Below are 15,771 nucleotides of genomic sequence, written 5' to 3'. Positions count from 1 at the left end.
GGCTCAAGCAAATCCATAAGGGGAGAAATCATGATTAAAGAAACCTTTGCCGAAAAAATATATTCCCGGCTTAATGTGCTGCTGCTTCTCCTGCTCAGTCTGGTTATGGTGTTTCCGTTGTATTACGTGCTCAGCGTATCCTTCACGGATCCGAGGGAGTATCTGAAGGGCGGAATCATCTGGTATCCACGCGGGTTCACATTGGAGAATTACCGGTATTTGTTTTCTACACCGCTGTTTATCCGCTCCATCGGCGTATCGACCTTTCTGGCCGTAGCCGGTACGGTGCTTGGGCTGATCGTCACATCGGCCCTTGCTTATACGTTATCGAGAAAGCGCTTACTGGGAAGGAAAACAATTCTCATGGTGATTTTGATTACGATTTTGTTTCATCCCGGCATTATCCCGAACTATTTGCTGATACGGGATCTGAATCTGATGAACTCCTTGTGGGCGCTCATTCTTCCCGCGCTCAGCAGCGGTTGGAATGTGTTTTTGATGAAAAGCTTCTTTGACAGCATTCCCGCAAGCCTTGAGGAGGCTGCTGTCATAGACGGCTGCAATGATCTGCATGTATGGTGGCGCATTATTCTGCCATTGTCTCTGCCGGCCCTGGCGACATTCGGCCTGTTCTTCGCCGTTGCCCACTGGAATGTGTTCTTTAATGCGGTGCTGTATATTAATGATTTCCGCAAATGGCCGCTGCAGCTTGTATTGAGGCAGATGCTGATTGATTCCAACACATCGGCGGGCGGGGGCAATGTGCTCCAGGAAGGGCAAATCATTAATCCCCAATCAATCAAAATGGCAGCCGTCATTATTGCGACTGTTCCCATCATGATGGTATATCCATTCCTGCAAAAGCATTTTACCAAGGGAGTTATGGTAGGATCTGTGAAGGAATGATGACATACAGATAGAATATAATTCAAAGGGAGGAAGCAAATTGAAGAAAAAGAATCGATTATCGATGCGGTCTATGGCTGCGGTGCTTCTGGTTTTTACACTTGCCGGCATGACTCTGCTCAGCGCCTGCAGCAGCGGCAGCAACAGCCCATCGAACAACACACCAAGCACCGGCAATACGGATCAAACGGACAACAACACCGCCAGCCAAACGGATAACCAGACCGGCAATCAAACCAATGAGCCCGCCGTGGAACCCGAGAAGCAGGAAGAGCCAACAAGCATCAGCATTATGACCCAGTTCTTTGGCGAGGAGCCGCCGGGTCCGGATAATGTGGTGATTAAGGAAGTCGAAAAACGGACCAATACCAAGCTGACCATTACATGGGTATCCCCCAACAGCTACAATGAGAAGGTGAATGTCACGCTTGCCTCCGGGGACATGCCGGATCTTACGCTGATCGGGGACAATTTTGCCCAGAATGTCAGAACAATGGTAACCCAGGGTGCTTTTTGGGAGCTTGGCTCATATATTAAAGATTATCCGAACCTTAATGCCTATCCCAAGGAGGCTTGGGAAAATACCAAGTACCAGGATGGTAAAATCTATGCGATTCCCCGGGTCAGGGGGCTGGACGGAGGGATTGCTTCCATCCGCAAAGACTGGCTGGATAAGCTGAACCTGCCCGTACCGCAAACAACCGATGATCTGTATAAAGTGATGCAGGCCTTCACCAACGACGATCCGGATGGCAACGGCAAGAAGGATACCGTGGGACTTGTCGGAAGCATCGGCTCCGATGGCTTGAATCTGGGAAGCTTCGCACCGATCCTGAACGCGTTCCAAGGCGCCAATGACGGCTGGAAGGTCGACGACAGCGGGAATTTGGTGAATATGGTAGGGGATAAATCAACCAAGGATGCGCTTGCCTGGCTGAGCAAGGCCTATAAGGAAGGACTAATCCATAGCGATTTTGCCACCTTGAAGAATACCCAGGCCAGGGAAGCTGTCATGACCAGCAAAGCGGGCATTGCCTTTGAAGCCGTGTCGGCGGCGTGGGTAATGACCGAAGGAATCCGCACCACCAATCCCGCGGGCGATATGCTTCCACTGGTTTCCTTAACCGGACCAGGAGGCACGCCGTATGTGGGCAAAGGCGTTGGATTCAACGGCGTTTTCGCGATTCCGAAGTCTGTGCCCGAAGAGAAAATGAAAAAAATTCTCGCGTTCCTCGATTTTGGTGCGTCGGAGGAAGGGTATGAGCTTGGCGCTTACGGCTTCAAGGATGTGCATTTTACGAAGGACGGGGACTTCTACGTGCAGACGGAGCAGGCAAAGAAGGATATCGTCTCCACCTCCGCATTCGGTCAAGTATTTACCCGCTATGATCAATATGCCTATGCGAAAGCACCGAATATTCCGGCTGATTATTACAACCGCAACAAAGGCATCATTGACGAAATCGGCAAGGTCAGCGTCTCCAATCCAAGCTTTGGGCTGTACTCCGAAACCTGGACCAAGTACCGCAACGATTTTCTCAAGAAGATTACCGATCTGCAGGTGAAAATCATGCTGGGCACGGAGCCGCTGGACAAATGGGATGCCTTAACGGCTGAACTGCTTGCGGATCCGAACTGGAAAAAATCGCTGGAAGAATTAAATGACGCTTACCATAAAAAAGCAGGCAAATAGATAGGCAAGGTTTGATATAATGGGAATATTATGAAGTTGATTAAAGGATGGACGGATTGCCATGAGGAAGCTTAACCTGAATTTTTTCTACAAGAATTTGATCATTGTGTTCATGGTTACCTGCCTTCCCATGGCAATCATTGCGGCAAGCAATTATTTTATCGGGGTCAAACAGATTGAGGCTGAAGTGAAGCGGAATCACCGGCTGCAGCTGGATGAAATATACCAAAGCATGGAGAAGCAGCTGTCCCAGCTTGAGATCATCGGCAATCAATGGGTATTCAATCCGGTATTCAATCAGGAGCTGCTTGAAGGCGATCTGAGGCAGAAGCCGAATACGACACGGGAGCTGCTCGTATCGCTGCGGATCTTGAAGGAATCGAATCCGCTCATCGGCAATGCCGTGCTTTATCTGAACAAGGAACAGCTGCTTGTTTCGGAAGAAGAAGGCATCTACACCATCACAGACGAGGCAGTCAAGCGGACATTCCAGGATTTGCAAAGCGGAAAATCCTCCTTGATGTGGTGGAATGAGCCCATTAGTCCGCTAAAGTATAAAAACAATGTGAACGCTGCGCTTGTCCACAAGGTTCTCGGCGCGGGTGAAGAACCTCTGGGAACGATCATTTTGTACCTCGACAAAAGCCAAATTGACGATTTCCTGTACCCGCTGAATCCTGACGGGGAGGGTGTAGCCTATATCCTCCGGCAGGACGGCGATTGGATCACAAAGGGCAGAAATCAAGGCGCGAAGGCCGTCGATCTGGACGAAGCCGTCCGCAGCGAGGTCATTGACCGCAAGCTTGAAGTAGGCGATTTTATCTTCAACCGCAAAGGTATCAGTTATTCTGTCACAGTAGGCGCATTATCGCGGAACGAATGGAAGTATGTCGTGGCCACTCCGCTCTCCAAACTAACATCCCCTGTCATTCTGGTATCCAAGCTGGGCCTTGTCTTCAGTCTAATAGGCCTTGCGGTTGCCGTCATCCTCTCCTGGCTCGCATCAAGACGTATATACAGACCGGTTAAACATCTTGTCGGTTTGTTTAAGGACACAGTTGGAATACCCTCCACATCCGATAAAAGCGACGAGTTTCAATTTATTGCCGGCAGGTGGCGCAAGCTCATCGATGAAAGCCATCAGCTGGAGACAAAGCTTGAACAAAACAGGCAGTCTCTGAAGGAAGGTTTCCTGCTTCAATTGGTGCAAGGACATCTCTACTTCTTCACCGAAATGGAGCTCAAAGAAAAAATGACGTTTCACGGCTGGAAGGCGAGCGATAAAATCTTCGCCATTCTGCTGGTGCGCATGGACAGATTCGCCCATAACAAAGGAAAGTTTAATGAAGGCGACGAACAGCTGGCAACCTTCGCAGCCGCCAATATCACACAGGAAGTGCTGCAAAGCAGCCGGCAGGACGCCGAAGTGATTAATTTTCATGATCTGTCCCTCGCTGTCATATTTGCCTTTCCGGCAGAGCGGACCAGGGAGCAGGTCAAAAGCGATTTGTTTCACTTCTCCAGCGAGCTCATTCAGATGCTGACTCAATATACGACGATGCGGATAACGGTAGGGGTCGGAAAACTGGTAGATGATCCGCGGGATATTCACAAGTCCCTGGAGGAAACGCGGGCCGCTCTCCAGTTCAGGGATCTGGACAAAAACGAAGAGATTCTGGATATGGACGATCTGCTGCCCCGGCAAACCATTCAAGTAAACTATCCGTTCAACCTTGAGAATGCCATCATCCAATCCATGAAAATGGGGCTCAGAGATGAGGCGGTCAGGGAGCTGGGCCATTTTGCCGAACAAATAAAGCATAATCATTCTAGGGAAATGCAGTTTCAGCAGGGGATGCTGCAGCTGCTTGGAAGCATCATACACGAGCTGCTGAGGTCTGGAGTATACTCGTCCGTTATGCAGAGCGGCAATCTCTATGAACAATTGAGCGGAATCAAGGATCAGGATGAAATGCTTGGCTGGCTGCGCTTTACCATTATCGAACCTTATATCGAGGAGCTATCGGAGACCAGGGAGACGATATTGGAGCAGATTGTCAGCAAGGTGACGGAAGCGATTCAGGTCGATTTTCACACATCGATATCTCTGGAATCATGCGCGGATCAGCACGGTGTTACATCCTATAATCTAAGCAAGGCATTCAAGCAATATACAGGAACGAATTTCATTGATTATTTGACTATTACCAGATTGGAAAAGGCAAAGGAACTTCTGAGCGGCACGGATCTGAAAATAAATACAATTGCAGAGAAAGTGGGCTATCAGCCAACCTACTTCATACGAATTTTTAAAAAAGTCGAAGGAATTACGCCGGGACGCTACAGAGAAACAATGCGAACATGAGAGATGCCTGATGAGATTCCTTCTTCTTTCTTTAAGACAATGTAAGCGCAATCAATACTATAAAAACAAAAATATGGATATTTAAATTGATCAGGACAACAATGATATTTCATGAGGAGTGATCAGTATGTTATTTAAAGGGATAAGCTTACGCAGCACGCAAAAGCTGAAATGGCTGTTGTTAATTGGATTGACCTGTTTGTTTGGGATAATATTATCACCAGGAAACACGCGTGCAGAGGATCCGGTACCCGACATCGTACCGGGAGCAATTCACGTTTCTCCGCAAGGATCCGATTCGGGGGATGGATCGGAGGCGGCGCCTTTTCAGACACTTGAGAAAGCGCGAGATGAAGTAAGGTCTATCCTGGCATCTGGCGATCAGACAGCTGATATTGTGGTCTATCTTCATGGTGGAACGTATAACTTGACCCAGACGCTGCTTTTCACCAGCGAGGACTCCGGAAAAAACGGTCATCAGGTCATCTATCAGGCTTACCCGGGAGAACATCCCATCCTTAGCGGCGGCCAGGAAATTACAGGCTGGGAATCGGTTGGCAGCGGTGTTTTCAAGGCTCCTGTTGGAAATTTGGAATTCCGCCAGCTGTATGTCAATGACAACAGGGCGGTCCGGGCCCGAACGCCAAATATAGGCGAATTCTTCAGGGTCAAGCGGTGGGATAAAACTAACCGGGATATTATCATTAATGCATCGGAAGCGGCCAATCTCCAACATCCGCTCCAAACGGAGATGGTGATCCAGACCTATTGGTCCGATCAGCATATGCTTATTGAATCCCTGAACGTAAACGGCGACGAAGCATCGATCAAGCCAACTAATCCGGGCAGGGACATTATCTTTGACCGGACGGCGCCGCAGTTGGATCCTAAACAGTCCTATCATTTTGAAAATGCGATGGAATTTATGGATACTGCGGGTGAGTTTTATCTGGATGATGAAAATAACATGCTGTATTACAGACCGCGCAACGGCGAGGACATGGCCCGGGCCTATGTTGTGGCCCCTGTCCTGGAAACCTTGATGAAAGTAACGGGAACGCTTGAGCAGCCCGTGAAAAATATAAAGTTTACCGGGCTTTCGTTTGAGCATAGCGGGTGGAATCTACCGACACATCAGGGCTATACGAATACACAAGCGAGCTTCTACCCGATCCTCAGAATCGACGACGGCAAAGTTCCCGCCGCTGTATCGCTTGAGGCTGTAGAGGGCATACGCTTCGAACGGAATTATTTTCAGCATTTGGGCGGAGCTGGACTGGATCTGATCTCAGCCACCAACATGGTGGATATTATCGGTAATGTATTCCGGGATATTTCGGCAAACGGTCTGAATGTGGAGAGCGGATTGGCCGCCCTGAGGCAAATGCCGCTGGACCCGAGAATCATCGTCAAACAAACCAATGTCTCCAATAATTTCATTTCCCGGATCGGGCAGGATTATTATGGCTCCGTCGGAATATTTGCCGGGTTCACACAGGCCCTGACCGTGGAGCATAACGAATTAATGGACCTCCCATACAGCGCCATCTCTGTAGGCTGGGGCTGGACGCATCTTACGACACAGCTCCAGGACAATGTTATTCGTTACAATAATATCCATCATATTATGCAGCAGCTGGTAGATGGAGGCGGTATTTATACCATGTCCAAACAGCCGAACTCCCGGATCAGCGAAAACTTTATCCATGATTACGGGCGGTCGCCCTGGTCCGCTCCACCGCTCGACCCTACGAAGAACTGGTTCCCGGTAGGGGGCGTCTACCTCGATCAGGATTCAGAAGGCTTCACCGTGGAAAAAAATGTTGTCGTTAATGTTCCCACACCTTTGTTCGTGAATCAGTTTAAGCTGGGAGCCAACAGCTTTACCGAAAACTATGGAGATTCAGAAGCAGTGAAAGCAAATGCGGGTTTAACGGCTCCGTACAAGGATTTGGCTAATCTCGTTAAGGAATATGATCCGGTGCGACCAGAACTGCTGCAGGCGATCACAGATGAAGAGGGAACGAGAATTGATTTGACCTTTAGCGAGGCAATTGATCCGTCCTCGCTGCTTCCGGAACGCTTTGTACTAGGTGGAACGGCGGCAACTATCGCTTCGGTTGAGTTTGACACCGCCTATCCCAATAATCGCGTTGTCCATATTCATGTGAATGGTGTGCTCGAATATTTGCATCCTATAACGCTTTCGCTGCTGGAGGGGGCTGTTCAGGATGCCGCATCCAATGACATCCCGCCGCTTGAGCAATTCTCGATTACGAACCAGGTGCAAAATCCATTCCTGATCGATCTGGATCTTAGCGGATCGACGATACTTGGTGTCGGAGAAACGCTTGATCTTCATCCATTCGTCAAGACCCGCGATAATGTCCCCGTAGAAGCGGGACCTGTAGAATGGCTGTATGAGTCCGGCAATCCGGCAATAGCGACTGTGGATGCAGAAACAGGAACCGTTCAAGCGATCGGCGCTGGTGAAACCATCATTACGATTACGACCGTGCATGATGATATTACGGTTACCGGCAAGCTTAATCTGTATATTTCCGCCCTGGGCCAAACGAAACCTGCATTCGTCAATATTGCCAAGCTGAAGCAAACCTTCATAACCGGTACACTAGCAGGTGCGAGTTACGGACCGGAAAAAGCGCTGGATGGCAATAATCAGACATTTTGGGCGATAAATGGGGCAGGAACGCTTACCGTAAATCTGGGTGACTTGTATCATCTTTACAAAATTCAACGGATTGAAGTCGTGACCAGGCAGGATGTGGATCAGCCTGCAACAAGAAGAAATTTCGAAATTCAAGGCTCCAACGCTAAGGATTTTGCGACCTATGAAATACTGGGAAGCCAGGGGCCGATTGCGCTGGCCCATCGCGCTACATTCACGGCAAGTGTAGAACAGCCTGAATCTTATCAATTTATTCGTTTCGTCAAGCCCGTTGAATTTGCTGCGGTTGCAGAAATTCGGATCTGGGCCGAATTTGATACGGGCGAGGATTTATCCTTGAGCTGGCCCGAAGGAAGCGCATTGCAGGCATTCAAGGAGGATGATCCCGGAAAAGTCCGTTTGGAATGGACTCCGCTGCCTTCTGCACTGAATATTGCTTCCTATACGGTAAATGTCGGGGGCCTTGCGCCTGTTACAGTAGCCGGGAGCGTATATTCGGCAACGATAAGCAATTGGCCAGGCGATATTCCTGTAACTGCGAAGGTCGAAGCAGTGGACACCTCCGGCCGTTTCAGCCGGAATGGTCCGTCCGCCACTTTAATGGCCAGTTGGGCTCCTTACCATGTTGAACTTGATATGACAGGATCACCGATTATGAACGTGGGAGATACGCTGCAATTGCAGCCGTCTCTGATGCACAATGATGGAACCGCGATCGAATGGGGAACGGGCACATGGCAGTACGAATCGCTGAATCCGGCAATAGCGGCGGTAGATCCGCTTACCGGAACTGTGACCGCCACCGGCAGCGGCGATACGCAAATAAAAATAACCGGTATTCACGATGACGGCAATTTTATAACGAGGCTTGATGTGTTCATCGTTCCGGCCGGGCAGACAAAGCCCGAGACTGTTAATCTCGCCAAACGAAAACCGGCAACGGCGACTTCAGTAGTAAGCGCTTCGTATGCAGCAGAAAAAGCGGTCGACGGAAATAATGGCACGCTTTGGACGACCAGCATTCCCGGGTCATTGACAGTGGATCTTGGAGAATCCTATCGTCATTATGATATTGCCCGTCTTGAAGTCGTGACGCGGCAGGATACGGATCAGCCGGGAACGCGCAAATTGTTCTCGGTGCAGGGCTCCAATCAAAGCAGCTTCACCGATTTCACAGTTCTAGGCTCCCAGAGTGAAGAAATATTACCCTATCGGTCGACCTGGTCCGCAGATTTGTCTCCAGGGCAGTCATTCCGGTATATCCGGTTCGTCAAACCGGTGAGCTTCGCGGCTGTGGTTGAATTGCGCGTGCTGGTAAAGCCTAAGCAGCAGCTGGAAGCTCTGCAGATGCCGGAGGAGCAGATTGTAGAGGAGAAGCCGACACAAGACCAGCCGGCGCAAAATGAACCGGCGCAGAATGAACCGGTGCAAAATGAACCGACGGAGAATGAACCGCCGCAGAATGATCCGGCGCAGAATGAACCGCCGCAAAATGATCCGGCTCAAAATGAGCCAACGGAGAATGAACCGCCGCAAAATGATCCGGCTCAGAATGAGCCAACGGAGAATGAACCGCCGCAAAATGATCCGGCTCAGAATGAGCCAACGGAGAATGAACCGCCGCAAAATGATCCGGCTCAGAATGAACCGCCGCAAGATGGACCTTCACAGGATCAGCCGGTAAGTACAGTATAGAACCGAATTCTTGCGTAAGGAGAGGAGCCGATGCGGCTCCTCTCCTTACGCTGTGAGTAGGCTTTTGAAATCAATATTTACACAAATGCTACAAGATTGATTACAGAAAGTATGAAACAAATTGTATCCAAAAGTTTAATTTAATGCTACAATTCGATACATAAAAAGCGATAAATTACCAATGTCTTCTTATTGAATGATAGCCGCTCACTGATAAGACTTTGATACATATTTGGATTTGTAAACAGATTAATTTCATAGATCACAATCTTTGATGATTTGAGGGATGCGTATGAAAAGGAAAGCAGCTATATTTTTTCAAAAATGCCGTGGATATTTCCGATTTGGTGGTCTTGGTTATTCCTTTCGAGAAATGCCTAGCATAACAGGTAAAATCTTTCTCAATAAATCGGGAACGCTATCGGTGGGAAAACGATTAAAAGTGCTGGGGAGGCCTTGGGCGACGCAGCTCACGGTTGAGAAAGGGGCGCTGCTTGCACTGGGCGATCATGTTTTTATTAACTCCGGCTGCGGGATCGCGGCTTCGAGTGAAATTAAAATCGGAAACAATGTCTCCATCGGTCCCCGGACGAGCATCCTGGACAGCAATTATCACCGTCTGGATGCGGACGTTCCCTATGATGATCTGAAACGTCCGATTGTGATCGAAGACAATGTTTGGATTGGAACAAGATGCACGATTCTCCCGGGTGTTACAATAGGCAGAAATTCCGTTATTGCCGCCGGCAGCATTGTAAATAAGGATATTCCGCCAAATGTGGTTGCAGGAGGGAATCCGGCCAAGATCATTCGTGAGCTTAATGTTCCTGAGGGCTGGATCAGAAATTAGTGGCGTCATGAAAAAATACATAGAATCAGTTATTCTGATTATCGAAAAGGGGCCCCTCGTGGGCTCCTTTTCTTATCCGGAGATTCAGCGAATGAGACAAAAATTAGTTGTTTCCTTCATGTTCCCGTGCGCCCTGAAATTATAGAATGGGGTTGTAATTCAATCCGGATTGCCAAGGAGGCTAATGATTCGTGAATCCGCTTTATATTTCACAAAAGCTGTATGAACACTATGAGCATGTCGAAGAGGTCAAACACTATTACGGGTTATTGGCCATCTACGCACTGCTGCTGACCGCTGAAGAAAAGCAGGATCCCGTTTTACTCGAAAAGTGCAAAACGGTTCTGTCCCGTTTTCCCGACCGTATTGAACATCCCGCTTATAACTTTCCAAGCTACCGGATCGGGGGAATCCCAAAGGCTTATGCACTGATGAAAGGCCATATGCCTGAAGCGGAGGATCAGGTCAGGCAGTATGCGGAGGAGATGATGACGGCAGCCAGGGATCGCAGCGGCATCATGTCATACCCCTACGCGCCCGAGCGCGAAATGATCTGGATTGACGTTGCGATGGCGGTAACGCCGTATTTGCTTTTCGCTGGCTTGTCGCTTGGCGAAGAGCGATTGATCGATGAGGCGGCCAATCAAAGCTTTCTCATGTATGAGGAGTTTCTTGACCCCGAGAATGGCCTGCTCCATCAGAGCAAAAACTTCGCAGGACCCGGCAAATACTCGCAGGATCATTGGGGAAGAGGCAATGGCTGGGGATTTCTTCCTCTTGCGGAGCTTGTACAGCATCTGCCGCAGCATTCCCGCCACAGGCCGAAGGCGGAGAAATATTTCAGGGATTTGGCCGCTGCCCTCCTTCCTCATCAGTCGGAGAGAGGATTGTGGAGACAGGAAATTCCTTTTGAATATTCTTATGAAGAAACGTCAGGCACCGGGTTGTTCCTTTATGGTATTGGTGTGGGCATGCGATGCGGACTGTTGGACAGGGATACCTATTCGCCCGCCTTCCGCAAGGGAATCGAGGGCTTGAATCAGATCAGCATTAACGCTGACTTCTCAACGGAGCGAAGCTGCCCGGGCTGTCTGTGTCCCGGTGAAGGCGACGAGAAAGGCACGGTCAAATCCTATGTGACGCTGATGCTTCCCCACCGCGACGAGCATCACAGCTTCGCCCCTCTGATGTTTGCGATGGTGGAGGCTTACCGGAACGGTCTGTACGATTTGCCCCGCAAATCTGAAGTGTAACGTCATGTGCCAGGAATGCAAGAAGCTGCACTCAGGAGGGATGAGAGGATGCTGCCACATCTGCAGGAGCGTTTTTTTAGAGATGAGCATGAGTTGAATACCGGTACATGGAGCTTTGAAGCGGCAGATGAGGATGGAATCAGGCAGATTCCCGTGGAGCAAGCATTGAAGAAGGCAGGAGCTGCATTGCCGCTTAAACCGGCGCATATGGTCACAGAGCGGGACGGTATTGAGGTAATCCGTTCGGACGCGGCGGAGCTGTACGGGTACCCGATCATTAAAGCGGAGCGGATCTGGATTACTGCGATGTCACATACCCTGTTTATTATAGACCGCTTGAAGGCGGAGAGGCCGGTCAGGGTCGTCAGTTCATTCATGCTTAACGATGACGACAACCGGATGAAGGTCAAGGCGGCGGCCGAAACGAAGCTTGTTCTGAGGCGGAACGCAGCGGGAATGAAGTTCTTTCAGGTTAGCGCCGCATCCGGAGGGGAAGCCAGCCGGAGCTGTCTTTGGATAGGAGATACGCCCTACAGCGGGCCGGTGGAAATGAACGCATCCACGTTTCGCTTTGCAGGCGATTCCTGCCAAACGGAGCACATCCATGTATATGCCGCTGCCAGAGACGATACGGAGGCTGTGAAGCAGTGGCATATCCTTCCACTGACGGACCGGCAGTTCTATGTGGAGCCGCCCGCCGGATTAACCGGCTATTCACTGGAGCTTGGGGAGAATGATGAGCTTGTCGTCCGAAGCCATCCGGATGGCAATGTCCGGACCATTTGCTATTCCAGCCATTGAATTTTAAATCAAGGCAATAGGCTAGTCCTTCAAGTAGTAGGAAGGGGACGCGCCTGTCAGCTTTTTGAACAGCCTGCTAAAATAATAGATGTCTTCAAAGCCGACGGACCTTGCTGCTTCCGATACATTGCAGTCGCCGCTCAGCAGCAGATCCTTGGCTTTATAAATACGAATTTGATTCTGGTATTGTACGGCTGTCATCCCGATTATTTTCTTGAACAGCAGCCGGAAATGTGAGGAGCTTAACCCGCTTAGCGCAGCCAGCTCGTCTATCGAGAAGTGGTCTCTGTAGCTGGACAGGATGAGGTTGGCGGTTTTCTCAATGGCGTAGTAGTGGGCGCCCCCATGCTCGGCCCGATCCTGTTCCTTGATGATCTGGTACAGGATATCCATCATGATGCTCTTGCATTTGATTGTGAACCCGCTTCGCCTGCCGCTCCAGACCATGCTGAGTTCGGCGAACAGGGACTGCAGCTTGAAGGGATGGGGGCTGCGGATGACATTTTTGAACTGCTTGAAGAAATCATATGTGCTGTCATTCAGAAATTCAATGTCGAAGGAAACCGTATAGAACGACCACGGATTGTCCGGGTTGGATCTTGCGGAGCGGACCAATCCCTTGGGGAAGAAAAGCAGATCACCTTCCTTAACCGGAACTTCACGGTTCAAATAACGATAAACGGCCTCGCCGGAGGAGCAAAATGCGATGACGAAGGTATTATGATAAACAATCTGATCGATGCGCCACTGCGGATCAGGCTCTTTCTCATTGATGTGCTCGATGAACCGTATGTTGAAATCTAAATCATCTTGTACATGGATACCAGACATATACGCATCGCTCCAGCCCAATGGGATCATGGTATTCATTATAATTATGCGGCAGGATTATTGTCTATCTCTAAACAGGAGGAAATCAAATGAATCTGGACGATCTGAAAGCCAAACGCGGCAGGAGGGAACCAAGTGCCCTTCCCATACCGGAGGAAGAACTATGCAATCGCTTCCAGGAGGTGTTTACGGCGGCCGTAAATGATGTATTAAGAGAGCATGGGCTGCTGCATCAGGTGCTGCCCAGCAATATTGAGCCCTTGAAGCCGGAAATGAAAGTATGCGCCGTCGCCTTTACAGTTAAGGGTTCGAAGAATCTGACGATTGAAAGCGAGATGGAGCAGCGCGCCAAGATGCTGGAGGAAATCGGAGATAATTCCGTTGTCGTCTGGGATACGAGCGGGGATGACGAGTCGGCGCAGTGGGGCGAGGTGATGACGATGGCTTCGCAGAAGCGGGGCTGCAGGGGAGCTGTCATTGACGGGGGCGTCCGCGATACGAACAAGGTACTGGAGCTGGATTTTCCCGTCTTCTGCAGGTACCGCACCTCCAACGGCATGCTCGGCCGCTTCCGGATGATCGATTGGCAAATTCCCGTCATGATCGGCCAGGTATTCATCTATCCGGGGGATATTATCTTCGGCGATATCGACGGCGTAATCGTGATTCCAAGGGATATCGCTTATGATGTGCTGCTCAAATCAGAATATATTAAAGAGAATGAGAAAGCGATCAAGCAGATGGTTCTCGAAGGATTGACACCCTCTGAAGTGATCAAAAAAGGCGGGTACTTTTAAGGAATGTGCATATTCATGAAGGGAGGAATTTGATGAAAGCGGCCGTTTTGACAGCGTGGGAAAATATTGAGATTCAGGATGTTCCGGTTCCCGAAATCGGGGAGGAGGAATGTCTGATCAAGGTGAGGTATGCGGGGATTTGCGGCACGGATCTTCATATTTATGGCGGTCACCACCCTACGGCACAAACACCGGTTATTCTGGGACATGAATTCGTCGGCACGATTGAGCGGATCAACACAAAAAGTCCCGTTAACCTTAAGATAGGTGACCGCGTTGTCGTTGAGCCCTTAATCAGCTGCAGCAGCTGCGGTGCGTGCAGAGAAGGGAACTGGCATGTATGTCAAAATCTCAAGCTGCTTGGCATTCATACAGGCGGCGGGTTCGCCGAGTATTTGAGAGCGCCGGTAGGCAAGGTCATCAAGGTGAACGACAGATTGTCTGACCGGATCGCAGCAATGGCCGAGCCCTTTGCGGTAGGCTTTCATGTCAACCAGCGGGCCGGGGTCAAGAACGGCGACCGTGTATTGGTGATCGGCGCAGGGCCGATCGGACTGATCGTGGGACTTGTTGCCCGTGAAGGCGGAGCCGCACAGATCGTGTTCTCGGAGATCAACCCGATCCGGATTGATCAGGTGAGGTCCTTTGGCTTTACGGACATCATTAACCCGATCGAGAATGATGCCGCCGCAGAGGCTGCTCTGCTGACAGAGGGAGAAGGGTTCGACGTTGTCATCGAGGTTTCGGGCTCCCAGGCAGGCCTCCTGTTGGCGACGCAAGCCTGCAGAATCAGAGGGACGGTTGTTTTTGTCGGTTTTCCCGGAAGCATTCCGCAGTTTAACGTGATGCAGGGGATTTTCAAGGAATTGACCATGGTGGGCAGCCGCGTGTATACCTACTCCCATTTTCAGAAAGCCGTGAGACTTCTGGAGAGTGTGGAAGCGGCGGGTCACTATGATTTGGAGAAGCTTATCAGCGGTGTTCATTCCCTGGAGGAGCTCGCGCAGTCCATCCAGACGATGAAGGAAGGGACAGTCCCCGGAAAAATATTGATCGAATTTTAGGACTGGCATGATTAGAGAAAGGAGACGTTTGACGTGCAGGATGAGCGGTTGAAGGATAAAGTGATCGTAATCATAGGCGCTGCCGGAGGGATGGGGCAGGCGGCCGCAAGAGCGCTTGCCTCGCAGGGAGCAAGGGTAGTGCTCGGTTCACGGAACGAGCTGGCTTTGCAGACTCTGGCCGAAGAATTGATAAGCAGCGGCGCCCAAACGGCGTACAAGAAAGTGGATGTGACAAACGAGCAGGAGGTAGAGGCATTCTTCGGGCATGCGGCCGCGGCGTTCGGACAATGCGATGCCCTGCTCAATTTGGCCGGCCTCAGTATACCCTCAGCCATCTCGGAGATGACGATCCAGCAGTATGAACAGTCGATGGATGTCAATTTGAGAGGTACCTTTCTTTGCTCGAAGCATTTTATTCCCTTCGTGGATCAGGAAGCGGGGGGATTGATCGTCAATGTCGGATCAATGGCGGCCAAACGCGCGAATGCCAATGCTCCTCTGTACTGCACGGCCAAGGCAGCGGTCAATATGTTCTCGCAGGGGCTCTCCCTGCAGCTGATCGAGCGGAATATTCGCGTCACGACCCTGAATCCGGGGGCAACGGATACCGGCTTCTGGGGAACGCGCCAGGTCCCGAGGGAGAAATTCATGACAGCCGAAGATGTGGCGGAGGTGCTGCTGTTCGTTCTGCAGATGGATCCGCGACTTGTGATCCATGAGATTAACTTCGAGTCTTTTGCATTCTACAAATAATTCCGCATATGAAGAAGCAGTTGCCGTCATTTGGCGGCGAGCCTGCATGTTAACGATCAGAAGCCTGCGACAGC

At 50.3% G+C, this 15,771-nt stretch carries 11 protein-coding genes; 10 read left to right on the top strand and 1 reads right to left on the bottom strand.

Features of this window, described 5'->3' with window-relative positions; all coding sequences use genetic code 11:
* Positions 1-30: 30 nt before the first annotated feature.
* The 7 genes from AC0YOA_RS26350 to AC0YOA_RS26320 all read left to right on the top strand — a co-directional run bounded on the left by AC0YOA_RS26350 (position 31) and on the right by AC0YOA_RS26320 (position 12,252).
* Positions 31-906, top strand: a complete 876-nt coding sequence (locus tag AC0YOA_RS26350; protein WP_475767420.1) for a carbohydrate ABC transporter permease — start codon at positions 31-33, stop codon at positions 904-906.
* Positions 907-946: 40 nt separating this feature from the next.
* A complete protein-coding gene (locus tag AC0YOA_RS26345; protein ID WP_475789154.1) occupies positions 947-2,599 on the top strand; it encodes an extracellular solute-binding protein in 1,653 nt (550 codons plus the stop codon).
* A gap of 61 nt (positions 2,600-2,660) precedes the next feature.
* A complete protein-coding gene (locus tag AC0YOA_RS26340; protein WP_475789153.1) occupies positions 2,661-4,964 on the top strand; it encodes a helix-turn-helix domain-containing protein in 2,304 nt (767 codons plus the stop codon).
* A 127-nt stretch (positions 4,965-5,091) separates the two neighbouring features.
* Positions 5,092-9,348, top strand: coding sequence for a discoidin domain-containing protein (locus AC0YOA_RS26335; RefSeq protein ID WP_475789152.1), 4,257 nt, complete (start codon positions 5,092-5,094; stop codon positions 9,346-9,348).
* 424 nt (positions 9,349-9,772) lie between these two features.
* Positions 9,773-10,198: an acyltransferase gene (locus tag AC0YOA_RS26330; protein WP_475789151.1), complete on the top strand. Its 426-nt coding sequence runs from the start codon at positions 9,773-9,775 to the stop codon at positions 10,196-10,198.
* A gap of 191 nt (positions 10,199-10,389) precedes the next feature.
* Positions 10,390-11,451: a glycoside hydrolase family 88 protein gene (locus tag AC0YOA_RS26325; protein WP_475789150.1), complete on the top strand. Its 1,062-nt coding sequence runs from the start codon at positions 10,390-10,392 to the stop codon at positions 11,449-11,451.
* Between the two features lie 48 nt (positions 11,452-11,499).
* The gene (locus AC0YOA_RS26320) at positions 11,500-12,252 is read left to right on the top strand and encodes a hypothetical protein (protein WP_475789149.1); all 753 of its coding nucleotides are present in this window, start codon (positions 11,500-11,502) and stop codon (positions 12,250-12,252) included.
* 21 nt (positions 12,253-12,273) lie between these two features.
* On the opposite strand, the gene AC0YOA_RS26315 is transcribed toward AC0YOA_RS26320, so the two are convergent.
* A complete protein-coding gene (locus AC0YOA_RS26315) occupies positions 12,274-13,083 on the bottom strand; it encodes a helix-turn-helix domain-containing protein (RefSeq protein ID WP_475789148.1) in 810 nt (269 codons plus the stop codon).
* Positions 13,084-13,172: 89 nt separating this feature from the next.
* On the opposite strand from AC0YOA_RS26315, the gene AC0YOA_RS26310 reads away from it, so the two are divergent.
* Genes AC0YOA_RS26310 through AC0YOA_RS26300 form a run of 3 tightly spaced genes read left to right on the top strand, consistent with a single transcriptional unit; the run spans position 13,173 to position 15,697 of the window.
* Entirely contained in the window at positions 13,173-13,880 is a 708-nt protein-coding gene (locus AC0YOA_RS26310) for an RraA family protein (protein ID WP_475789147.1), read from the top strand.
* A 32-nt stretch (positions 13,881-13,912) separates the two neighbouring features.
* Entirely contained in the window at positions 13,913-14,944 is a 1,032-nt protein-coding gene (locus tag AC0YOA_RS26305) for a zinc-dependent alcohol dehydrogenase (protein ID WP_475789146.1), read from the top strand.
* A 33-nt stretch (positions 14,945-14,977) separates the two neighbouring features.
* Entirely contained in the window at positions 14,978-15,697 is a 720-nt protein-coding gene (locus AC0YOA_RS26300; protein ID WP_475789145.1) for an SDR family oxidoreductase, read from the top strand.
* The last annotated feature ends 74 nt before the right edge of the window (positions 15,698-15,771 follow it).

This window comes from Paenibacillus sp. JT22N12, from assembly GCF_056269365.1.
Note: the sequence above shows the minus strand (reverse complement) of the source record. Positions and strands in the feature narration are given on the sequence as shown.